The sequence below is a fragment of the Sphingomonas sp. genome, assembly GCF_030145815.1.
In the GTDB taxonomy this organism is placed as follows: domain Bacteria; phylum Pseudomonadota; class Alphaproteobacteria; order Sphingomonadales; family Sphingomonadaceae; genus Sphingomonas.
In genome coordinates this window covers 1-20,244 of the sequence record NZ_JAIXHL010000042.1, presented here as the reverse complement: position 1 = coordinate 20,244, position 20,244 = coordinate 1, and the positions used below count along the sequence as shown (strand labels likewise).

Below are 20,244 nucleotides of genomic sequence, written 5' to 3'. Positions count from 1 at the left end.
TCCGACCAGGACACGATCAGATCCGGCTGAACATCCCCATCACGCCTCATCGCCATCGCTGCAGCCTATCTCGTCCTTCAATACTCTCTCTGAATCAGACGGACCCGACTTCGTCAACGGGCTGGTAAAGCACGCTGCGCATTCGGCGCGACAAGACGGGATCAACTGTTCGGGCGCGGGCGATCAAGTCTTGATCCGCCATTTGCTTAGTCTCCTCCTCAATCGATCTACGGTTCATTCCGGCCGGCGGGATCGAGCGAAGGAGTGCGCCGATGCCTCGCAGTCTATGGGTCATGATCGCCGCGTCGCTGGGCTTCGGCTTCGTCACCGCGACCACCTTCACCTCGCTCGGTTATGTCCTCTACACGATGGTCGCAGATCTCGGCTGGTCGCAGGCAGCGGCGGGGAGCAGCTTTGCGCTGCTTGGGCTGGCGTGCGGCCTTGCCAGCCCCTTGCCGCCGTTGCTGATCAAGCTGGTCGGATCGCGGCTGACGCTGTTCATCGGCGCCATGGTGCTCGCCGCCGGCTTCCTGCTCGCATCGGTCGTGCAGGAGATCGGCCTGTTCTTTATCGCGACCGCGCTGATGGGTGCGGGCTTTTCGTTGATCGCACCGTCGCCCGGCGTGTTCCTGATCGCTACCTGGCTGCCCGAACGCTCGGCGCGGCTGCTCGGCGTCTATTTCATGGCGGGATCGCTGGGCGGCGTGGTCGGTCCGCTGATCGTCGGCGCGATTGTCGGCCTGGCGGGTAGCTGGCGTCTGCACTGGGCGCTGATGGGCATGGCGGCGATCGCGCTTGGCCTGCTGTTTCTGGTTGCCGTGCGCGACGCAGTGACGGTGGAGAGCGCCGATCAGGTCAAGCACGCCGCGACTGGCCAGGTCGCCCCGGCCAAGGCGCCCGCCTGGACGGTGCGGCAGGCGATCCGCAGCCCGGCCTTTCTGCTGATCGCGGCGGCGATGCTGGTGGTTCAGACGGTGGTGACCACCCTCCATTCGGTGCTCGTCTCCCATGTCGCCGGGATTGGCGGTGGTGCGGGCGCAGCCGCAGCGGGTGCGCTCGCGATGAGCCTGCTGGCGCTGACGGGCACGTTGGCCAAGGGCGCGACCGGCGCGCTGGCGGAGAAATATGACGCCCGCTGGCTGTTGATCCTTGGCCTCGGGCTTCAGTTCGGTGCGGTAGCATTGCTGGCGACGGCGCAGACACCGATGCTGGCGATCCTGGCTGCCCTGTTGTTCGGGATCGGCTGGGGCCTGGCCTGGCTCAGCGCGCATGTCCTGATCCTGCGCTATTTCGGCGCAGCGCTGGCCGCCGATCTGACCGCGATGGCGACGATGGCGACGACGCTGGCCGTCCTCGGCCCGCTCAGCGCTGGCTGGGTAGCCGATCGAACCGGCGGCTTTGCGCCGATCTTCCTGGTATTTGCGGGGCTGCTCGCGCTCGTCATCGCATCGACCACATTGTTCCTGCGTGCGCCGCGCGCGCTCCCGCAGCCCGATGTCGCGCAGTCGCGCAACGACGACCTCCTTCTCGTCCCTGCCGAATGAAGCATGCGGGACACAGTCACCGGACGCACATCATGACCATTCTGACCGATCCCTTTTTCGACAGCCTCGGCACCTCGATCCTCGAAACGGTCGAGGCCGAGACCCTGCCCCCCGCCTGCTATACGGATGAGGAATTCTACCGGTTCGAGAAGCAAGCGCTGTTCTATCGCGAATGGCTGTGCGTCGGCCGCGTCGAGTGGCTGGCGCAGCCGGGCGATTATTTCACCACCACCCATGCCAACGAACCATTGGTCATCGCGATGGACCGGGCCGGAACGATCCAGGCGATGTCCTCGGTATGCCAGCACCGCGCGATGCTGGTCGCCGAGGGCAAGGGCAATGCGCGCGGCTTTACCTGCCCCTATCATCACTGGTCCTATGATTTGGACGGCACGCTGATCGGCGCCCCGGCGATGGGTCGCACGTGCAACTTCGACAAGCGCCAGCACAGCCTGCCGCGGCTCAAGGTCGAAACCTGGCACGGGTTCATCTTCGTCAATTTCGATCTCGAGGCCGCCCCGCTCGCGCCGCGCCTTGCGGGCATCGAGCCGGTGGTTGCCAATTACGACTTCGCGTCCCTGCGCGGCCCTGAACCGGCGGCGCATGAATTTGCCTGGAACTGGAAGGTCCAGTTCGAGAACAACAATGACGGCTATCACGCCAACCGGCTGCATAAGGGGCTGCATGACTATATCCCGAGCGCGCTGGCGAGCTTCCCGCCGGTGCCGGAAGGGACGGCTGGCTATTACCGGCTGAACGGATCGACCCACGCCAATGCCAGTTTCAACCCGACCGGCAAGGCGCTGTTCCCGGTATTCCCCGCGCTCAGCGAGGAGGAGCAGAACCGGCTGTTGTTCGTCAACCTGCCTCCGTCCCTGTCGCTGGTGGTGCTCAACGATGTAGTAATCTATCTGATCATGGACGCCCGCTCGGCGAACACCCATGGCCTGACCTTTGGCAGCCTGTACCTGCCCGAAGCGATGCAGGCCCCGGACTTTGATGAAAAGCGGCGGCTGAACGACGAATATACCAGCCATATCGTCGCGCAGGATCTGCACGTCGATCTGTTGGTGCAGCAGGGGCTGAACTCCCGCTTCGCGCCGCGCGGCCGCTATAGCTGGCAGGAGGATGCGCAGCGTCAGTTCAACCTGTGGCTGGTCGAACGCTATCGCTCCGAATGGGATCGGCGGCGCGGACCTGCAGCGCCCGTCAGCCGGATCCAGCGCGCATCCTGATCCGGCTCGCACGCCATTACTGCATCGCCTGTCATCCGGCGCGTCGTGCGACGCGGCCGCTGTCCCCTGCCAGTTCCGAGGAGCATTTCGCATGACCAACACGCTAATCTTCGTCGATCTCGCCAGCGACGACCCTGCCGCCGCCGCTTCATTCTATGCCGATGTCTTCGGCTGGGAAAATGACCCCCGGCCGCACGGCATCTATCACCGCATGGTCCCGGGCGGCTTCTTCAAGCACAAGGACGGCAGCGACAGCCAGATCGGCAATCTGCACCTTGGCATCTTCGACGCCGCCAATGCCCGCCCGCACCCCGAACCGGCAGGCGTCGGCCCACGTGACTTGGTCGTGCATGGGCGCAAGGCGCGGATCTGGATCCTGATCGGCGACGATGACAGCGCCGAGCGGATCCTGGGCAAGGCGGAGAGCCTGGGCGCGAAGACCCTGTGGCGGGATCACTATTGGGCCGAGTTCAACGGCTACAACCACGCCTTTGTCGACCCATGGGGCAATGAGATCGTGCTGTGGGGCAAGGCCGGCGAAAATCCGGACATTCCAGCCAGTTTCACGCGCGAATAGGCGCTACGCCGGGCCGAAAACAAGGACTTGTGCGCGGCGATACAAGACCGGGCGGCGATTGCGCCCCTAGTCTTTGCGGGTCGCGAGCATCGGGACGAAGGGGATTTGGGATGATCGAGCAACGCTGCGCTGCGGGGACTGTATGAGCCGTTTGCCCGTCGTCTTTTTCGGTCACGGCAGCCCGATGATCGCGCTGGAGCAGAACCACGTCACCCGCGCATGGCGGGCGATTGCGGAACGGATCGAGCGGCCGCGCGCGATTCTGTGTATCTCGGCGCATTGGCTGACGCAGGGCACCGCCGTGACCGGCATGGTCGCGCCGCGCACCATCCATGATTTCGGCGCCTCCTTTCCGCAGGCGCTGTTCGACGTGCAATATCCCGCGCCTGGTGATCCGGCGCTGGCGCAGCGCGTGGCCGAATTGCTCGCGCCCATGGCGGTCGGAATCGACCGCGACTGGGGGCTCGACCACGGCACCTGGTCGGTGCTCCGCCACTGCTTCCCCGATGCCGATGTGCCGGTGGTCCAGCTCGGCATGGACATCGCCAAGAGCCCGCTCGACCATTGGCAGGTCGGCGAGCGGCTGCGCCCGCTACGCGACGAAGGGGTGCTGATCATCGGCACCGGCAATATCGTCCATAATCTGCGCGAGATGGACTGGGGCAATCCCGATGCGCCGCCCTATCCCTGGGCGGCGCGGTTCAACGCCGCGATGCTGGAGGCGGTGGTCGAGGATCGACCGGAGGCGGTGATCGACTATCGGTCATTGGGTACCGATGCCACGCTGTCGGTGCCGCATCCCGACCATTTCTGGCCGCTGCTCTATGTGCTCGGCGCGCGCCATGCGGGGGAGGCCGCAGTGCTCGACCCCGATTTCATCCACCACAAGTCGCTCGGCATGACGAGCATCGTGATCGGCGCGGCCTGACCGCGACCAGGCTTCCAGTCCACAGGGGGAAAGATATGGGCCTCATTCTACCGCATGGCGCAATCCGCGATGCGATCCAGCCGACCGCGCTCCACCGGCTCCGCGCGACGCCGGAAACGGTTCACTGGGGCTATTTCTCGCCCGAAATCGCACCCGCGCTGACGGTACGCAGCGGCGACCTGATCCAGGCGCAGGCGGTGACGCATCACGCCGGGGACGATCCCGAATTGATGTTCGACGACGACATCCGTCGCATCTTTGCCGAGATCGATCCAGCGACGCGCGCGCCGGGATGCCACATCATGACCGGCCCGATCTTCGTCGAAGGGGTCGAGCCCGGCGACATGCTGGAGGTGCGCTATTTCGAAATGGTGCCCCGGTTCAACTATGGATCGAACCTGCAGGCCAATTGGGGGCACCTCTATCAGGAATTCGGTGAGACCGAGCGGGTGACGATCTACCGCATCGACCCGGGCTCCAACACCGCCAGCGCGCTCTACGCCTATGATGTCGAAGAGAAATATGTGGTGCCGGGGCGCATCACCAACTGCCCGGTATGCGACCGTCAGCCCGCTTTGCCCGGCATCACCATTCCCGCCCGGCCGCACCTCGGCACCGCCGGAGTGGCACCTGCGGTGAACGAACCGGTCAGCACGATTCCCCCCGGCCTGCACGGCGGCAATATCGACAATTGGCGGATCGGCGCAGGCGCGCGCATGTATTATCCGGTCCAGGTCGCCGGCGGCCTGTTCTCGATCGGCGATCCGCATATCAGCCAGGGCGATGGCGAGATAAGCGGCACTGCGATCGAGGCATCGCTCGACGTGCTGTTCCAGATCGTGCTGCGCAAGGATTTCAGCTTCCCTTCGCCCCTGCTCGAGACCAGCGATTGCTGGATCGTCCATGGCTTTGGCGCCGATCTGGATCAGGCGATGAAGAGCGCATCGGTCGACATGCTCCATCTGCTGACCGAACATCAGGGACTGTCGCGCACCGATGCCTATTCGCTGATGAGCGTGGCGAGCGATTTCGGCGTGACTCAGGTCGTCGACGGGACGCAGGGTATTCACTGCCGCATCGACCGTCGCATCTTTGGTGGCAAGGGGACCGTGCGTGACCCCGAATAATCCCGCCGTTGCGGGCGGGCGCGACTGACGATGCTGGCCCGGTTGCGTCTCGATCCGTTCCTGTTGATCCTGCTGGTCGTGCTGGCGGCGGCAACGCTGCTGCCGGTGCGTGGCGGCGCGGCCATTGCCGCCGATCATGTCACCGACGTGGCGATCGCGCTGCTGTTCTTTCTGCATGGAGCGAAACTGTCGCGGGAAGCGATCCTGGCCGGGATTGGAGCGTGGAAACTGCATCTGCTGGTGCTGAGCGCAACCTACGCGCTGTTTCCGCTGCTCGGCCTCGCCATCGTCACGACGCTGGGCGGGACGGTCGATCCGCTGGTGGCGATGGGGGTGCTCTACCTCGCCATCCTGCCCTCGACCGTCCAGTCATCGATCGCCTTTACCGCCATCGCCGGGGGCAATGTCCCGGCCGCGATCTGCAGCGCGTCATTGTCGAACATCCTGGGCATCCTGCTCACACCGCTTCTCGCGGCGTGGCTGATCGGCGGACAGGGGGCGGGCGGCGGGTTCTTCCTTCAGGCGGTGACGTCGATCGCCACCCAATTGCTGCTGCCCTTCATCCTCGGCCATCTCGCCCGACCGTGGATCGGCGCGTGGATCGACCGGCATCGCCAGCTGGTCACGCGGGTCGATCGCGGCGTGATCCTGCTGGTCGTCTACACCGCATTCAGTGCCGCAGTGGTGGCAGGGTTGTGGACGCGGCTGTCGCTCGCCGATCTCGCCACGATCGGGGCCATTTGCGCGGTGCTGCTAGCGGCGGTGCTGCTGCTGACCCGGCTTGCCGCACGCCTTGCCGGACTACCGCGCCCGGACGCCATCGTGCTGCTGTTCTGCGGATCGAAAAAGAGCCTGGCGAGCGGCGTGCCGATGGCCGGAGCGCTGTTTCCCGCCGCACAGGTCGGCGTCGTGATCCTGCCGCTGATGCTGTTCCACCAACTGCAACTGATCGTCTGTTCGATCATCGCGGCGCGCCTTGCCCGCCAGAACGACGCCACTGAGGAGCCCGACCATGTCCGACGCACTGCTTGAGATCCGGCCGATGACCCGCCAGATCGGCGCGGAGATTTTCGGCGTCGACCTCAGCCAGCCGCTCGATCAGGCAATGGTGGCCGCCATCCACGATGCGCTGATGGTGCATCAGGTGATCTTCTTCCGCGACCAGCACTTCACGCATGCGGAGCACAAACGGCTGGGCCGCTATTTCGGCGAGCTCGCCCTGCACAGTGGCGTCGCGGGCCTGCCCGACCATCCCGAAATCGTGGCGATCCATGCCGACGCCAACAGCACCTATATCGCCGGTGACAACTGGCATTCGGACCTCAGCGAATATGATGAGCCGCCGATGGGCAGCATCCTGTACATGCACACTTTGCCCGACAGCGGCGGCGATACGCTGTTTTCGAGCATGTATGCCGCCTATGACGCGCTGTCCCCGGCGATGCGCGCGTTCCTCGACCCGCTGACCGCCGTGCATGATTCCAACCATATCTATCGCGAGCTGTTCCCCGACGTTCAGAAAACCTATCCCTGCAACACCCATCCGGTGGTGCGGACGCATCCGGTGACCAAGCGCAAATGCCTGTTCGTGTCGGAATCCAAGACGACGCGGATCAACGGCCTGTCCAAGGCGGAGAGCAGCGCGGTGCTGCGCTTTCTGGCGGATCATGTGAAGGATCCGAATTTCCAGGTCCGCTTCCGCTGGCAACCGCATTCGGTCGCCTTCTGGGACAATCGCTGCACCCAGCATTTCGCAGTGTGGGACTATTTCCCCGATACGCGGTCGGGCACGCGGGTAACGATCAAGGGCGACCGACCCTATTGAACGCGATCAGGCGGTGAACAGGGCCTTGCGGATGATCGCATGGACGCCCCAATTGCCGTTCACCACCTGCGACACCCCGAAATCGACGCCTACCGACAGGAGCGAGATCGCCTCGTCCTCGCTCAGCCCCTTGGTCGTCATCAGAAAGCGGCGCGCCTTGCGAAACGCATCGCGCATGGCCCCGTCGATGCTGCTCTTCTTGTACACCTCGCTCTGCGCGTCCTCGCCCAGTTCCTTGAGGTAGTCGGGGTGGCTGAAGCCCATGATGACCCATTCGCTCTCGGTCTCGATCAGCGGATAGTCGAGGTCGCGCAGGTGATCGCGCAGCTCGCTCGCCGGGTGCAGCACCACCTGGATCAGCGCATTCATCGAACATTCGATCGCCGTGCCACACAGTTCGGAATCGCCCTGCGAGGCATGCGGATCGCCCAGCGAGAGCAGCCCGCCCGCAACCTGAACCGGCAGGAACACGCTCGACCCCGGGCCGGTGCGCCAATTGTCGAGATTGCCGCCAAAGCTGTTCGGCGGCACTGAATCGACCAATCCCGAATGCGCCGGCGCCAGCGCGATCACGCCGAAATGCGGGCGGATCGGGATTTCGACATTGCGCAGGATTTCGTAATTCCGCTCGATCGTCGCCGGGTTCACGGGCACGCCGGGATAGTCGTAGCGGACATGGACCCGGCCCGACGGATCGGTCTGGGGCGTCCAGCGGAAGCTGTACACTGCATGGGCGCTGGGCGGGCGCGCGCCGCCATGTTCGACCTCGTAGATGGTGATGACCTCACGCTGCTTCGGCTCGGTCAGCAGGTCGCTATAGTGGAAGCCCCAAAAGGTCGCGGCATTGCTGCCGAAGGCTTTGCCGGCGAAGCGGGGATTGCCACTTTGCCGCGCCTTGAGGTCGAGGATGCGGACCTCGACGACATCGCCGGGCATCGCCCCCTGGATCGCGATCGGCCCGGTGCAGATATGGACCCCGAACCCCTCGCCCGGCCCGCGCCCGACCGCGCTTGAATCCATCGGTCCCGCGCCGCGCCGGTCGATCGCCTTGTGATGATGGTCCCAGTGAAACACGCTTTCGGCGGCGGGGTCGCCCTGCACCATCCGCTCGGGATCGTCATTGGCGTGATGGGTCAGGGTTTCGACCGACACGAAATCCCCCGACCGGATCGTCAGCACGGGTTTGAGCGCGCGGCTGAAATAGCCCCAATGCACGGTCTGTGGATTGGCCGGAAGGTGATGGTGCCGGACCGGTTCGGATACGGGGGGCGCATCGTCCCCGCCCTGTGCCACCGCCTCCGCCTCGGCATCCGCATCGGCTTCGGGTACAAGTGCGAGCGTGCGGTCACGCCGCGCGGGGCGGCCCCGGCGCGGCATATCCTCGGGCGGGGCATCGCCGATGCCTTTGCGATATTCGCGCGGCGACACGCCATATTGCTCGCGAAACGCCCGGCTGAACGACGCGCTGTCGTTGAAGCCCCATTGGAACAGGATGTCGGAGATCGATTTCTGGACGTGCAGCGGGCTGCGCAGGTCGAGCCGGCAGCGTTCGAGCCGCCGCACCTTCACATAATGGCCGAAACTGTCGTCGATCGATTCGAACAGCTTTTGCAGATAGCGGGGCGAGATGCCGTGTTCGGTAGCGATCTGCTGGTAATTGAGGTTGGGATCGGCCAGCCGCATCTCGATCGTCTGGAAAATCCGCTCGAGCAGGCCCGCACGCATGCCCGCGGCACCGCCCATCGCCTTGGGCGGGGCATTGTCCAGCAGCGCTGAGAGCAGAAACTCCGGCAGCGCCAGCTCGACCGGCCGGGCGTGATCGGTCGTCATGTCCATGATCGTATCGGCCAGTGAGCGGAGCATCCCGGCAAACACCCGCCCTGCCCCCGCCTCGGCCGCGATCCGGCGGGGGTGATCGGGTAGCGGTGCCTTGAGTCGCGCGGTGATGATCGCGGGCGGCAGGCGAACGATCAGGATGCGATTGTCGCCAGCAGAAACGAACCGTGCGACCGACTCGCTCCGGCCCGCCAGCAGGTCGCCGTCGACCAGTTCGCTCTCACCCGTGGCCGTCGTCACCCGCGCACTGCCGTCGATCATCAGCGTCAGCCACAGACCGCCCGGCTCCTCGCTGAAATCCAGCGCCCAGCCCTGCGCAGTCCCGGTCAGACGAATGAAATCAATCCCCTGTCCGCTGCGAAAATGGACCAGCTCCCCATAGGGATCGTCCAGCACCTGTTCGAGCGTGATCGACAGTCGTTGCAATGCGAAGCGCCATGCGTCGCGGCGCTGTTCGCGGGGATAGGCGTTGGTAGTGAAACGCAACGAACAATGGTCCCTGGTTGCAGGCCCCTGCTCCTCGCCCGGCCGATCTGATGTCGGCCTCGGGACAAAGCTAGTCAGGATCGCCGATCGCGGTCAATCGCATTCTCGGATCAGGTTTCGAAAGGCGCCGCGCCCTCCCCATAAACCGACATAGCGCGTGCCACGGCGGGACGGTCGGCCGCACGCCCGCACACCGCCAGCATGGTCAGCGCGTAGACCAGCGCGCTCGACGCCATGTCGGCTGGGGTCGGACGCCAGCGCGGCATGCCGGTGGTGACCGCCGGGATGCGGTGCATGTTGAACACATTATGGTCGCGCCACATGCTGGAATAGACGGGGTGCGCGCGCTCCACCGGCGTGCCGCGCGCCAGCCGGGTGGCGGCATCGACTGCGCCCGCCAGCGGGGCGACGGCGGCGTCCTCCGCCTCGAACCCGTGACGGACGACCACCGGCTCGACATCGAACCCCTCGACGTCGACCGCGCGCATCGCTTCGACGATGCCATGCATCGCGTCTGCCGCCTTTTGCCGGGGGGCGAGCGCGACATCGAGATAGAGCGCACACACTTCGGTCCCCGCACCGAAATCCATCGGCGCGCCGCCGCGCACCGACGCGATCTGGACGCGCGGCACCGACCGGCCGCCGGGAACGTCATGCACCGAAGCCGCTTCCCATGCCTGGCTCCAGCGGTGGAGCGCATCGATCACCGGGCCGAGGCGATAGATCGGGTTGGGATGGTCGACCGCCCGCTCGGGCGTTTCGAGGATCGGGGTGAATACCCCGCGGCCGAAGATCCGTACCCGAAACACAGCATAGCCGCAGCCGGTCCAGGTCATACCGAAATCTGTCCCCTCCGCCGCGATGGCATAGTCGGGCGCGACGCCGCCATGGTGGAACAGATAATGCGCGCCGATATCCTTGCCGAGATAGGCGACGCCTTCATATTCCTCGATCGGCTCCGGGCCGATCTCGCCCGGGCAGGCGGTGAGCCAGGCCTTGCCCGCCAGCGTGATCCCGGCCTTGTTCAGCGCCTTGGCCGCGATCAGGAAACAGGACATCGGCCCGCGATCATTGGAGATCGGATAGCCACGCAGCCGCCCGTCTTCGTCCAGCCAGCATTGCGTCCATTCGGGATCGGCCAGCGTCGCCTCACGATAGCGGAAGCGGTCCTGATGCGTGATGCCGCTGGGGCTTTCGGTGTCGAGATGCGCGGTCAACAGCAGGTTGGCGCCAGTGCCATGACCGCCGATCTCGCCGATGATATTGGGCCGCTCCGGCGTCGCGCCGACCTTGCGCGGACGAAACCCTTCGCGCTGCATCCAGTCGAACACAAATTGGGCCGCAGCGGCCTCGCTGCGCGAGGGGGCGGGGATATTGCCGAGCGCGAGCGCAAGCTGAACCAGCTCGTCAGTGTCGATCGCGGCGGCGATGGCATCGCGCTCCGCCGCGCTCACGGCATAGGGTGCGTGCATCGGGTCGGCGAATGGCGCGGGCGTGCCGGTCATGCGACGTGCACCGCCAGCGCGGGGGCTGCGCTCTGTGCGCCCGCGCCATAGCGGGGCAGCAGCAAGAGCAACGCCATGCCAGCCGACAGCGCGACGATCGAAACGATCACTGCCAGCCGATAGCTGCCCGTCACATCGAAGCCGTGATCGAGCAGCACCGGGGTAATCCCCTGTGCCGCGATGATCGCCGAATACATGACGCCAATGATCGCGCCAAAAGCCTTCGTCCCGAAATAGCGCGCGACATAATAGGGCAGCGCACCATATTGCGCGCCCATGCCGATCCCGAGCAACAGCCCGGCGGCGATCAGCACCGGCACCCCTTCGCCGAACTGCAGCAATGCCAGCCCGACAATCGCCATCGCCACCATCGGGATGACGATGCGCGGCGTCGGAAACCGGTCGAGCAGCCGCCCGCAGGCGATCTGCCAGGCCGAGGTCATCAGCGCGAAGCAGCTCAGCACCGCCGTCCCGACATCGACCCCATAGCCGCGATCGGCCAGGATCGGGATGACATGGCTGAAGATCGCCGTGGTACAGCCCGCGCCGGACGCGATCGCGACCAGAATGATCCAGAACCGCGGAAGCCGCGCCGCTTCGCCCAGCGTCATGCCGGCCACCGCGATGGGATCCTCCCCCGCCGGAGCCTCCCGCACCGGGGCGTCGCGGAGCAGGGTCAGCACCGCAGGCAGGCCGATCAGCAGGATGATCGCGCCCAAAGCGAGATAGCCCGACCGCCAACCCTGCTGCGCGACAACTGCTGCGGCAATGATGGGCAACAGGACCGATCCCGCGCCATTGCCCGCGCCCGCGCTGATCCCCAGCGCGGTGCCGCGCCCGGCGTCATACCATTCGGCGATTACCTTGGAGTAGATCGGGGTCGAGGCCATCGCGCCGAACAGGCTGACCGCCAGAAACACGGCGTAAAACTGAACCAGCGAGGCGCTGGTCAGTGACAGCGCCGCCACCGCCAGCCCGTAGAGCGCAAGGCCGGGCAGGATCACGCGCCGCGCGCCATGGCGGTCGGCGATCCGTCCGATCAAGGGATAGGCGATGGCTCCCGTCACCGCCATGATGCCCAGCGCGACCGAAATCGCGGCGCGGGGCCAACCAAACTCGGCGGACAGGGGCAGCAGGAACAACCCGAACACCGCATGGACCGCGGGGGTGGTGCTGACCGCGTTGCCGAGCGTGCAGGCGATCAGCACGCCCCTGCGCTCCCGCGTCGAAACCCCGCTCACAGCACGGGCCACAGGCTGGGGGTGGCGACGCCCGCGCGGGTAAGAACCGCGGCACCCGCCGCCTCGACCTGCGCATACAATCTTTCTTCATCGATCAGCGTCGACCGGTAGTTGTCGATCACGCGCCGCCCATCAACCCAGACGCTATGCACCCCGCGCCCATCGGCGGAATAGACGAGCTGGTTCACCGCATTGAGCAAAGGCCGCCACTCCGGGCGGTCGCGGTCGTGGAGCACGAAGTCGGCCTTCTTGCCGACCTCCAGCGATCCGATCCGGTTCGCCATCCCCGCGCCCTTCGCGCCGTTGACCGTCGCCATCTCGAGTACCTGATAGGCGGAGAACAGGCTCGCATCGCGGCGCGAATCCTTGAACAGGCCCGCGGTCACGAACATCGCGCGCATCAAATCGGCCGCGTTGCCGTTGTTGTTGCCGTCGGTGCCGAGCTGGAGATTGACGCCAGCGGCGGCCATTTCGGGGAATTTTCCGACTGCGGTCGCGCCATAGGCGCCCTTCATCGCGGTCATCGGGCAATGGGTGATGTTGGTCCCGCTCGCCGCGAGCAGCGCCACCTCTTCATCGTCGAGATGGATCGCATGGGTCAGCGACAGATGCGGACCGAGCACGCCGAGGTCGGACAGATGCGCGATGGCGCGGCGGCCGGTGGTCGTCAGATAGAAATCGGGATCGGCCGGATCGGCGCTCATATGCGCGCTGATCCCCGCGCCATGCGCCTTGGCAAGCGCGGTCGCCTCCCGCCACAGATCGTCGGTAGCAGTGTTATGCCCGACCAGGCACGGCCACGCCGCGATCAGCGGGTCATCGGTGCCGGGGTATCGCGCCAGCTCAGACTCGATCGTCGCCACCGCCTGTCGGGTCAACGCCGCCTGATCGTCGTCGGGGGCAAAGGCGCGGTCCTGCACCCATTGCCCGACCCGCCCGCGAATGCCGGTCGCACCCAGCGCATCGACCACCGCGTCGAGATCGAGGATCGTCCCAGCCTCGATGAAACAGGTCGTACCCGACCGCAGCATTTCCAGCGCGGCGAGCTGTGCCGCGATGCGCTCCTCATCGGGGGTCTGCGCGAGATAGGTCGGGATCAGCCATTCAAAGACATTGGTCGCCCAGTCGGCGTCGTCCGGGACGTTGCCGCGCGTAATCGGCTCACCGGTGATGTGGACATGGCAGTTCACCATGCCGGGCGTCACCACGAACCGGTCGCGGCCATCAATGACCTCACGCGCGACGACGCTCTGCTCCACCAGATCAGACGGCCCGACCGCGACGATGCGGTCGCCCGCGATCGCCAGCGCGCCGTCGCGGAAGATGCGCCGGTCGGCATCCATCGTGACAACCCAGCTATGGGTGACCAGCAGATCGGCGGCAATCATGCCCATGCCGCCGCGACGGCGTCGGCGCGGACAAGCAGCGCACAATTCTTGTACAGGATATCGAGCGCGCTCGCGTGCAGCCCATCTTCATAGGCACCGGTCGCGTCGGACACGACGAACACATGGTAACCGCGATGAAAGGCGGCACGCGCCGTCTGGTCGACACAGCAATCGGTGCTGAACCCGGTCATCACCAGTGTTTCGATCCCGCGCGCGCGCAGCTGGTCGTCGAAGTCGGTGCCGTGGAAGCTGTCGAACAACAGCTTCTCGATCTCGATATCGCCGGGCTCGGGCTGGACCCCGTAATAGTCCGCGCCGCCATCATCGGCGCGACAGATCGCCTCGCCCCCCGGCATCCCCTTGCGCGCCATCAGCGTCTTGAGCGCGACCGAGTCCGTTTCGGGCCGCGTGACCACGCGCATGAAGGCGATCGTCACGCCCTGCGCCCGCGCCGCCGCGATCAGCGCCGCGATCCGGTCCATCGCCGGCTGAACGCTCGACAGGTCGGCCCCCACCCGTCCCAGCAGACCATGCGGAGCGGCGAAATCGACCTGGACATCGACGACGACCAGCGCGGTGCGCTCCGGCGTCAGCATCGGCGCAAGATCGGCAGCCGCAATGTGCGGCAGCGTTTCAGCCTCAACCATGCGCGGCTTCCATCACCCGCGTCGGGAACCGCTCACGCAAGACCGGCAGCACCTCCTGCGCAAAGCGTGGGATGCCGGTGAGGTAATCGGGGAAGATCAGCATCAACCCGTCGGTGCCCGATACCTCGAACAGTTCGGTGAGCTTGTCGGTCACCGTCTCGGGCGAGCCGAGCACATAGGGTGCCATGAAGGTCGAGCGCGCCTTTTCGACAAAGGCATTTTCCTTGCCGCCCTGTTCGGTGTCGAAAAAGCCATAGGCGCGCAGCATGCCCTGCAGCGCCGCTTCGTCGAGGCCCGCGCGGAAATGATCGGCGGTCGCCTGCGCCGCCGCATCGCTGTCGTCCAGCACCACGGTCATCATCGAATAGGTCCGCATGTAGCGGCCCTGTTTCGCGGCGGTTTCCTTGGCCACGCGGCTGCTCTTGCCCAGCCCGACCGGATCGCCGCCCGACAGGAAGATCGCGTCCATCTCGTCCGCCGTGAACTGCATGCCCTTGCCCGACGTGCCAGCGCAGACGGTGAAGGGCCGGCGCAGCGGCTTGGGCCAAGAGGTCGCCTCTTCGAGCCGGAAATAGCGACCGTCCATGGTCACCGACTCTTCGGTCCACAACCGCTTGATCGCACCGATCCATTCATAGGCAAGGTCGTAACGCCCGTCGTGATCGACCCCTTCCGGCCATGCCCCGAACTGCGCGAATTCGCCGCGATAGGACCCGGTGACGAGGTTCAGGCCCGCGCGACCGCCGCTGATGTGGTCGAGCGTCGCGATCATCTTTGCCGCAACGCCGGGATTTTGCAGGATGGTGTGGATCGTCGCCCACACCTTCACCTTGCTGGTGACTTCGGCCAGCGCCGCCATCAGCAGCACGGAGTCCAGCGTGGACTCCCAATGCCTGATCTCGCCGCCATAGCCCTTGAACTTCGCCATCGCCATGATGAAGTCGAGCCCGGCTGCCTCCGCTGCCACCGCGACCTGCCGGTTATAGGGATAGGAGCCGTCGAGCGGCGGGGCGTTCTTCGACAGGATCCAGCCGCCATTGGCCATCGGCATAAACACCCCCAGATCCTTGCCCCCGGTGTCGGACGGCAGGTCGAAGGCTACAGGCGTTGGCAGGTCGGACATTCGGCTGGTTCCCCCGATTGATCGAACCAATCTAACCGGGGGCGGGCGGCATTCTTGATCGGCAGCGCATATTCTGTTGGCCGCGCCGGTTTCAGGGCGCCAGCGCAGCCATCACCGCCGCACGCGCGGGCATGGCGGGGATGGCGCCGACCGTCTGGGTACACAGCGCGGCGGCGGCATTGGCGATCGGCAGCGCGGCGGCGAGGTCCAGCCCCTCGGCAATCAGCGCCGCGAGCGCGCCGCAAAAGCAATCCCCCGCCCCCACCGTGTCGCGCGGCGTGATCGACAGCGCGGGGGCGTGAAGCGCTTCGTCCCCGAACACCGCCACCGCCCCCTGCCCGCCCAGCGTCACGACGACCTGCTGCTGCGGGTGCGCCCGCAGCATACGGGCCGCCGCGATCGCCTCCGCCGGGCCGGAAATGGCAGGCGCCTCCGCATAACCGGCCAGCTCGTGCTGATTGACGATCAGGATATCGGTATCGGCGAACAGCGCGCGCGCGGCGGGGATGAAGGGTGCGGCGTTGAGCAGGCTTGGTCCCGCCGACGCGGCAAAGGCCGCCGCTATCGTGTCGAGCGGGATTTCAAGCTGCGCTAAGATCAGCCCGGAATCCTGCGCAGTCGCCGGCGCAAGCAGCGCGTTGGCACCGGGTGCAACGATGATCTGGTTCTCACCCGCCGCATCGACCGCGATCATTGCAGCGCCGGTCGGCACGTCCGGCAGCGTGACGATGCCGCCAACATCGACCTCCTCTCCTGCCAGCACCCCGCGCATCCACGCGCCATCGGTGTCCGCGCCAACCGCCCCGGTCATCGACACGCGCGCGCCCATCCGGGCGGCGGCGACCGCCTGGTTCGCGCCCTTGCCCCCGGGCAGCCGCGTTACCTGCCCCGCCAGCACCGTCTCCCCCGCAGCGGGCAGCGCATCGACCGACAGGATCGTGTCGACATTGATCGAACCCAGAATATGCACGTCCATCGTCTCACTCCCCGCCGGTGCGCGCGGTTGAAGACCATGGCCAGCGCTGCTGCAAGCATGCGCAAGCGCCATGCGCGTGCCGCCAACTATTCCGGGTGCTGACGCCAAGCCGGACTGCAGCACCCCGCCTATCCTCGGTACAACGAGAGGGAAATGGCATGACGAACTGGCTGATCACCGGGGTTAGCGGCGGACTGGGACACGCACTGGCGCAAGCGGCGCTGGCACGCGGCGACGCAGTCGTCGGGACGGTGCGGCGCGTCGCCGACAAGCAGGCGTTCGAGGCGCTAGCCCCCGGCCGTGCGCTTGGCGTGTTGCTCGACCTCTCCGATCATGCCGCCATTCCGGACGCCGTGGCGACGGCGGAGGCGTGGCTGGGACCGATTGACCGGCTGGTCAACAATGCCGGTTTCGGCATGGTCGGCGCGATCGAGGAAACATCGATTGCCGAGGCGAAGGCGTTGTTCGACGTCAACCTGTTCGGGGCGATGGCGATGATCCAGGCGGTGCTGCCCGCGATGCGCGCGCGCCGCGCTGGCCATATCGTCACCATCACCTCGCTCAGCGGCTTCGCGCCTCGGTGGGGAACGGGCATCTATGGCGCGAGCAAATATGCGCTGGAGTGCATCGGACAGACGCTGGCGCAGGAGGTCGCGCCGCTGGGCATCCGCGTCACCAATGTCGCGCCAGGCGGGTTTCGCACGGGGTTTGCCGCGCGCGGGCTGATCGAGGCGGCGGCGGTGATCGACGATTATGAGGATACCGCCCGCCAGTCGAAGCACAGCCTGATGGCGGGCCGGGGCCAGGAGGCCGGCGATCCGGCACGCGCGGCGGCGGCGATGCTGGTCGCGCTCGATACGCCGGAGCCGCCCCGGCATTTGTTCCTCGGCGAAGACGCGCTGCGCCATGCGCGCGAGCATTTCGAGATGCTGGAGCAGGAGATGCAGCGCTGGGAACCGCTGTCGCTCACCACCGGCTTTGTCGCGGAGCCGGCGGCATGAGCGCGCCGTTCAGCATCGACCGGCTGACCCCGCATATGGGCGCGGAGTTGCACGGCATCGACCTGACCCGCCCGATTGCGCCGGAGGTCGCGGCGGCGCTGCGTCAGGCGCTGACCGATCATCTCGTGCTGTTCTTTCGCGACCAGCGACTGGACTTTGCCGCGCACAAGGCGCTGGCGCGGGTCTTTGGCGAGATCCATGTCGCGCCCGCCGCCGCTGCATGGGCGGTGGAGGGACATCCCGAGGTCACGCGCATCCATGCTGACGCCGACTCGAAATATGTCGCGGGGGAGGATTGGCATTCCGACATGACCTGCGATCCCGAGCCGCCCTTGGGGTCGATCCTGCACCTCGTCACCGTCCCCGAAACCGGGGGCGACACGGCGTTTTCAAACATGTTCCTGGCCTATGACGCACTGTCGGAGCGGATGAAGGCCTATCTCGACGGGTTGACCGCAACGCATGACGCGGCGCGCGTGTTTGCCGCGATCGCGCCGCCGGGAACCGTGTTCAACCAGTCCTCCCACCCGGTGGTCCGCACCCATCCGGTCAGCGGGCGCAAGGCGATCTTCGTCAACAAGCAGTTCACCGCGCGGATCGACGGCCTGCCCAAGGACGAAAGCGCGGCGCTGCTGGCGTTCCTCACGAGCCATGTTCAGCGGCCTGAATTCCAGTGCCGCTTTCGCTGGCGCCCGCATTCAATCGCCTTTTGGGACAATCGCGCGGTGCAGCATTCGGCGATCTGGGACTATTTCCCGCAAACCCGCTCGGGCTATCGCGTCACGGTGCGCGGCGACCGTCCGTTCTGAATCCTTGATCCACGGAGTTTTCGCATGACCGCAGCCGATCCGCGCACGCCCGCTTACCCGATCGACCCGCTGTTCACCGATCGCTGGTCGCCGCGCGCATTCGATGGCGGGGCGATCGAACCGGACACGCTGATGACGCTGCTGGAAGCGGCGCGCTGGGCACCCTCGGCCTATAATGTTCAGCCATGGCGGTTCGTCTATGCGCTGCGCGACACGCCGCAATGGGACGCGCTGATCGGCACGCTGATCCCGTTCAATCGGGGCTGGGCGGCGGGTGCGTCGGCGCTCGTCTATATCCTGTCGGACCGGTTCGTTCGCGATGCCGATGGTGCTGTGAAGAGCGAGTCCTACAGCCATTCCTTCGACGCCGGCGCCGCCTGGGCGATGCTGGCGTTGCAGGCGGTGCGCAGCGGATTGTTCGCCCATGGCATGACCGGGTTCGACGTCGATGCAGCGCGCGCGGCGATGGCGGTGCCTGAAGCCTATCGGATCGAGGCTGCAGTCGCGATCGGGCGGATCGGCGATCCGGCAACGCTGGCCGAAGGGCTGCGCGCACGCGAAGTGCCGAACGGGCGGACCCCGCTCGACCAGCTGGTTTCGGAAGGCGTGTTCAACGCCTGACCTATGAGGTCAGGCGCGGGACGGCGGCTGTGACGATGTCGAACCGCGCATCGGGATGCTCGACCGCACCATCGCGCGGGGCGGCGCGGTGCTGGACCACGCCGTTCTTGCCGAAGTCGGGCACCACCGGCCGGTCGGTCTTGCTGCTCAACCACAGCCGCAGCAGATGGCGCCGCCGCTGCGGCTCGGGCCAGTCGGTAAAGCCAGTGCGGGCATGCAGCGCGGCATAGTTGGATAGCCACTGGATGTCGCCCGGACGGAAATCCATCTCGATCGCCATGCCGGGTTCATAAGTGATCTCGTCGAACAGGCGCAGCACCTCGATCTGATCGGCGGTGAGCTGCGGGACGCCGGGATACTCCTGCGCTGTGAGGATGTAGAGCGATCCGGCATACATGCTGAACACGCCATCGACCATCGAGATGATCGGCGAAGTATAAGTGAGCGCCGGGGATTCGGCATCCTGCCGCCGCCAGTCCCAATGGAACGGCTCCAGCAGCAACGGCGCGAGGTCGGGGCGGCGGCGCAGGATCTCGTTATAGATTTCCGCGCCGGAAACGAGGCAGGACAGCCCCCCGTCGCGCGCCGGGCGCAGGCACATCAGCGCGACAATGTCCGAACTGTCGGAATGATAGACCAGCTGGTCGCGGACCTTGGACGATTTGGCGGTGGGATCGTCCATCGTCTTGTCCGACGTGGCATAGACATGATCGACCAGATCGCCGAGCTCATTCTGGCGGATCGGATCGCCCATGTGCAGGCCGAGGATGTAGTAGATCGCCGCCGACAGCGCGTCGGAATAGAGATGCGTCCGCAATCCGCGCACCAGCACGAAACCGCGCCCGAAATCGACCGTCTCGCGCCATTCGGCCGCCGCGTCGGCGGTCGCGATCAGCGGATAGTCTTCCGCCTGCACGCTGCGCAAATCGGGGCTTTGCTCAACGAAGCGGCGCCCCAGTTCCTCCAGCTCCGCCACCTGTTCCTTCGACAGGCGGTAGATCCATTCGTCGCTGCCAATCAGGCGATCGCCGCGCCAGGCGGCGCGGGTGGTGATCGGACGCAATAGATCTTGGACGGGCATGCTCGGCTCCTAGGAATGACCGAGCCGAACCTATCGCACCAGCAGGGGTTCGACTTGACCGATCATGCCCAATCATTGCGCTGCCGGCGCATGCCGCGTTACCGCGTCAGACCAGTTCCTTGAGCGGCACGCTGGCGTTGGCGAGCGCCGCCGGATCGGGTGACAATCGCTCCACCACCAGCTTGCGGCCCTGCACATAATCCTTGGTCGCGTTGACGCAGTCGAGCGCGATCACGCGGCCATCCTTCAGATACACGACCGAAAAGCTGCGGTTCGCCGGATCGCCGCGCAGGA

19 protein-coding genes are annotated in these 20,244 nt (G+C 66.1%); 10 read left to right on the top strand and 9 right to left on the bottom strand.

Annotation, left to right across the window (positions count from 1 at the left end):
- Nucleotides 1-272: 272 nt before the first annotated feature.
- From KYX69_RS21555 to KYX69_RS21525, 7 genes are all read left to right on the top strand, one after another.
- Nucleotides 273-1,544, top strand: coding sequence for a CynX/NimT family MFS transporter (locus tag KYX69_RS21555; protein ID WP_300501370.1), 1,272 nt, complete (start codon nucleotides 273-275; stop codon nucleotides 1,542-1,544).
- Between the two features lie 32 nt (nucleotides 1,545-1,576).
- Complete coding sequence (locus tag KYX69_RS21550; protein ID WP_300501368.1) at nucleotides 1,577-2,779, top strand: aromatic ring-hydroxylating dioxygenase subunit alpha; 1,203 nt, start codon at nucleotides 1,577-1,579, stop codon at nucleotides 2,777-2,779.
- A gap of 91 nt (nucleotides 2,780-2,870) precedes the next feature.
- Nucleotides 2,871-3,356 carry a VOC family protein gene (locus tag KYX69_RS21545; protein ID WP_300501366.1) on the top strand — a complete coding sequence of 162 codons (486 nt, stop codon included), beginning with the start codon at nucleotides 2,871-2,873 and terminating at the stop codon, nucleotides 3,354-3,356.
- Between the two features lie 142 nt (nucleotides 3,357-3,498).
- Nucleotides 3,499-4,284, top strand: coding sequence for a 4,5-DOPA dioxygenase extradiol (ygiD, locus tag KYX69_RS21540; RefSeq protein ID WP_300501364.1), 786 nt, complete (start codon nucleotides 3,499-3,501; stop codon nucleotides 4,282-4,284).
- Between the two features lie 35 nt (nucleotides 4,285-4,319).
- The gene (locus KYX69_RS21535) at nucleotides 4,320-5,411 is read left to right on the top strand and encodes an acetamidase/formamidase family protein (protein ID WP_300501362.1); all 1,092 of its coding nucleotides are present in this window, start codon (nucleotides 4,320-4,322) and stop codon (nucleotides 5,409-5,411) included.
- Nucleotides 5,412-5,441: 30 nt separating this feature from the next.
- Nucleotides 5,442-6,443: a bile acid:sodium symporter family protein gene (locus KYX69_RS21530; protein WP_300501361.1), complete on the top strand. Its 1,002-nt coding sequence runs from the start codon at nucleotides 5,442-5,444 to the stop codon at nucleotides 6,441-6,443.
- Nucleotides 6,424-7,236, top strand: coding sequence for a TauD/TfdA family dioxygenase (locus KYX69_RS21525; RefSeq protein ID WP_300501359.1), 813 nt, complete (start codon nucleotides 6,424-6,426; stop codon nucleotides 7,234-7,236). Before KYX69_RS21530 ends, KYX69_RS21525 begins: the two co-directional genes overlap by 20 nt.
- Nucleotides 7,237-7,242: 6 nt before the next feature.
- On the opposite strand, the gene KYX69_RS21520 is transcribed toward KYX69_RS21525, so the two are convergent.
- From KYX69_RS21520 to KYX69_RS21490, 7 genes are all read right to left on the bottom strand, one after another.
- Nucleotides 7,243-9,558: an acetamidase/formamidase family protein gene (locus tag KYX69_RS21520; RefSeq protein WP_300501357.1), complete on the bottom strand. Its 2,316-nt coding sequence runs from the start codon at nucleotides 9,556-9,558 to the stop codon at nucleotides 7,243-7,245.
- A 110-nt stretch (nucleotides 9,559-9,668) separates the two neighbouring features.
- Nucleotides 9,669-11,063, bottom strand: coding sequence for a peptidase M20 (locus tag KYX69_RS21515; protein WP_300501355.1), 1,395 nt, complete (start codon nucleotides 11,061-11,063; stop codon nucleotides 9,669-9,671).
- Nucleotides 11,060-12,271, bottom strand: a complete 1,212-nt coding sequence (locus KYX69_RS21510) for an MFS transporter (RefSeq protein ID WP_300501353.1) — start codon at nucleotides 12,269-12,271, stop codon at nucleotides 11,060-11,062. The genes KYX69_RS21515 and KYX69_RS21510 overlap by 4 nt, the downstream gene beginning before the upstream one ends.
- A 29-nt stretch (nucleotides 12,272-12,300) precedes the next feature.
- Complete coding sequence (locus tag KYX69_RS21505; RefSeq protein WP_300501351.1) at nucleotides 12,301-13,698, bottom strand: amidohydrolase family protein; 1,398 nt, start codon at nucleotides 13,696-13,698, stop codon at nucleotides 12,301-12,303.
- On the bottom strand, nucleotides 13,689-14,339 hold the full coding sequence (locus KYX69_RS21500; protein WP_300501349.1) for a cysteine hydrolase family protein: 651 nt from the start codon (nucleotides 14,337-14,339) through the stop codon (nucleotides 13,689-13,691). Before KYX69_RS21500 ends, KYX69_RS21505 begins: the two co-directional genes overlap by 10 nt.
- On the bottom strand, nucleotides 14,332-15,462 hold the full coding sequence (locus tag KYX69_RS21495) for an LLM class flavin-dependent oxidoreductase (RefSeq protein ID WP_300501348.1): 1,131 nt from the start codon (nucleotides 15,460-15,462) through the stop codon (nucleotides 14,332-14,334). Before KYX69_RS21495 ends, KYX69_RS21500 begins: the two co-directional genes overlap by 8 nt.
- Nucleotides 15,463-15,553: 91 nt before the next feature.
- The gene (locus tag KYX69_RS21490; RefSeq protein ID WP_300501346.1) at nucleotides 15,554-16,438 is read right to left on the bottom strand and encodes a ribokinase; all 885 of its coding nucleotides are present in this window, start codon (nucleotides 16,436-16,438) and stop codon (nucleotides 15,554-15,556) included.
- A 158-nt stretch (nucleotides 16,439-16,596) separates the two neighbouring features.
- Here KYX69_RS21490 and KYX69_RS21485 point away from each other — a divergent pair, with 158 nt between their 5' ends.
- Genes KYX69_RS21485 through KYX69_RS21475 form a run of 3 tightly spaced genes read left to right on the top strand, consistent with a single transcriptional unit; the run spans nucleotide 16,597 to nucleotide 18,869 of the window.
- Nucleotides 16,597-17,439 (top strand): oxidoreductase, encoded by an 843-nt coding sequence (locus tag KYX69_RS21485; RefSeq protein ID WP_300501344.1) that lies wholly within the window; start codon nucleotides 16,597-16,599, stop codon nucleotides 17,437-17,439.
- Complete coding sequence (locus KYX69_RS21480; protein WP_300501342.1) at nucleotides 17,436-18,248, top strand: TauD/TfdA family dioxygenase; 813 nt, start codon at nucleotides 17,436-17,438, stop codon at nucleotides 18,246-18,248. Before KYX69_RS21485 ends, KYX69_RS21480 begins: the two co-directional genes overlap by 4 nt.
- A 24-nt stretch (nucleotides 18,249-18,272) precedes the next feature.
- Nucleotides 18,273-18,869, top strand: coding sequence for a nitroreductase family protein (locus KYX69_RS21475; RefSeq protein ID WP_300501340.1), 597 nt, complete (start codon nucleotides 18,273-18,275; stop codon nucleotides 18,867-18,869).
- A 1-nt stretch (nucleotide 18,870) separates the two neighbouring features.
- On the opposite strand, the gene KYX69_RS21470 is transcribed toward KYX69_RS21475, so the two are convergent.
- Nucleotides 18,871-19,950 (bottom strand): TauD/TfdA family dioxygenase, encoded by a 1,080-nt coding sequence (locus KYX69_RS21470; RefSeq protein WP_300501338.1) that lies wholly within the window; start codon nucleotides 19,948-19,950, stop codon nucleotides 18,871-18,873.
- Nucleotides 19,951-20,056: 106 nt separating this feature from the next.
- Nucleotides 20,057-20,244: oxidoreductase C-terminal domain-containing protein (locus KYX69_RS21465; protein ID WP_300501336.1), on the bottom strand; the 188-nt coding region annotated here is incomplete at its 5' end.

Excerpts from the sequence above, each read along its gene's own strand:
- KYX69_RS21480 (WP_300501342.1), top strand. The coding sequence starts at position 17,436 with ATGAGCGCGCCGTTCAGCATCGACCGGCTGACCCCGCATATGGGCGCG.
- KYX69_RS21500 (WP_300501349.1), bottom strand. The coding sequence starts at position 14,339 with ATGGTTGAGGCTGAAACGCTGCCGCACATTGCGGCTGCCGATCTTGCG.
- KYX69_RS21515 (WP_300501355.1), bottom strand. The coding sequence starts at position 11,063 with ATGACCGGCACGCCCGCGCCATTCGCCGACCCGATGCACGCACCCTAT.
- KYX69_RS21470 (WP_300501338.1), bottom strand. The coding sequence starts at position 19,950 with ATGCCCGTCCAAGATCTATTGCGTCCGATCACCACCCGCGCCGCCTGG.
- KYX69_RS21490 (WP_300501346.1), bottom strand. The coding sequence starts at position 16,438 with ATGGACGTGCATATTCTGGGTTCGATCAATGTCGACACGATCCTGTCG.
- KYX69_RS21485 (WP_300501344.1), top strand. The coding sequence starts at position 16,597 with ATGACGAACTGGCTGATCACCGGGGTTAGCGGCGGACTGGGACACGCA.
- KYX69_RS21495 (WP_300501348.1), bottom strand. The coding sequence starts at position 15,462 with ATGTCCGACCTGCCAACGCCTGTAGCCTTCGACCTGCCGTCCGACACC.
- KYX69_RS21545 (WP_300501366.1), top strand. The coding sequence starts at position 2,871 with ATGACCAACACGCTAATCTTCGTCGATCTCGCCAGCGACGACCCTGCC.
- KYX69_RS21530 (WP_300501361.1), top strand. The coding sequence starts at position 5,442 with ATGCTGGCCCGGTTGCGTCTCGATCCGTTCCTGTTGATCCTGCTGGTC.
- KYX69_RS21535 (WP_300501362.1), top strand. The coding sequence starts at position 4,320 with ATGGGCCTCATTCTACCGCATGGCGCAATCCGCGATGCGATCCAGCCG.
- KYX69_RS21555 (WP_300501370.1), top strand. The coding sequence starts at position 273 with ATGCCTCGCAGTCTATGGGTCATGATCGCCGCGTCGCTGGGCTTCGGC.
- KYX69_RS21475 (WP_300501340.1), top strand. The coding sequence starts at position 18,273 with ATGACCGCAGCCGATCCGCGCACGCCCGCTTACCCGATCGACCCGCTG.
- KYX69_RS21525 (WP_300501359.1), top strand. The coding sequence starts at position 6,424 with ATGTCCGACGCACTGCTTGAGATCCGGCCGATGACCCGCCAGATCGGC.
- KYX69_RS21550 (WP_300501368.1), top strand. The coding sequence starts at position 1,577 with ATGACCATTCTGACCGATCCCTTTTTCGACAGCCTCGGCACCTCGATC.
- ygiD (WP_300501364.1), top strand. The coding sequence starts at position 3,499 with ATGAGCCGTTTGCCCGTCGTCTTTTTCGGTCACGGCAGCCCGATGATC.
- KYX69_RS21505 (WP_300501351.1), bottom strand. The coding sequence starts at position 13,698 with ATGGGCATGATTGCCGCCGATCTGCTGGTCACCCATAGCTGGGTTGTC.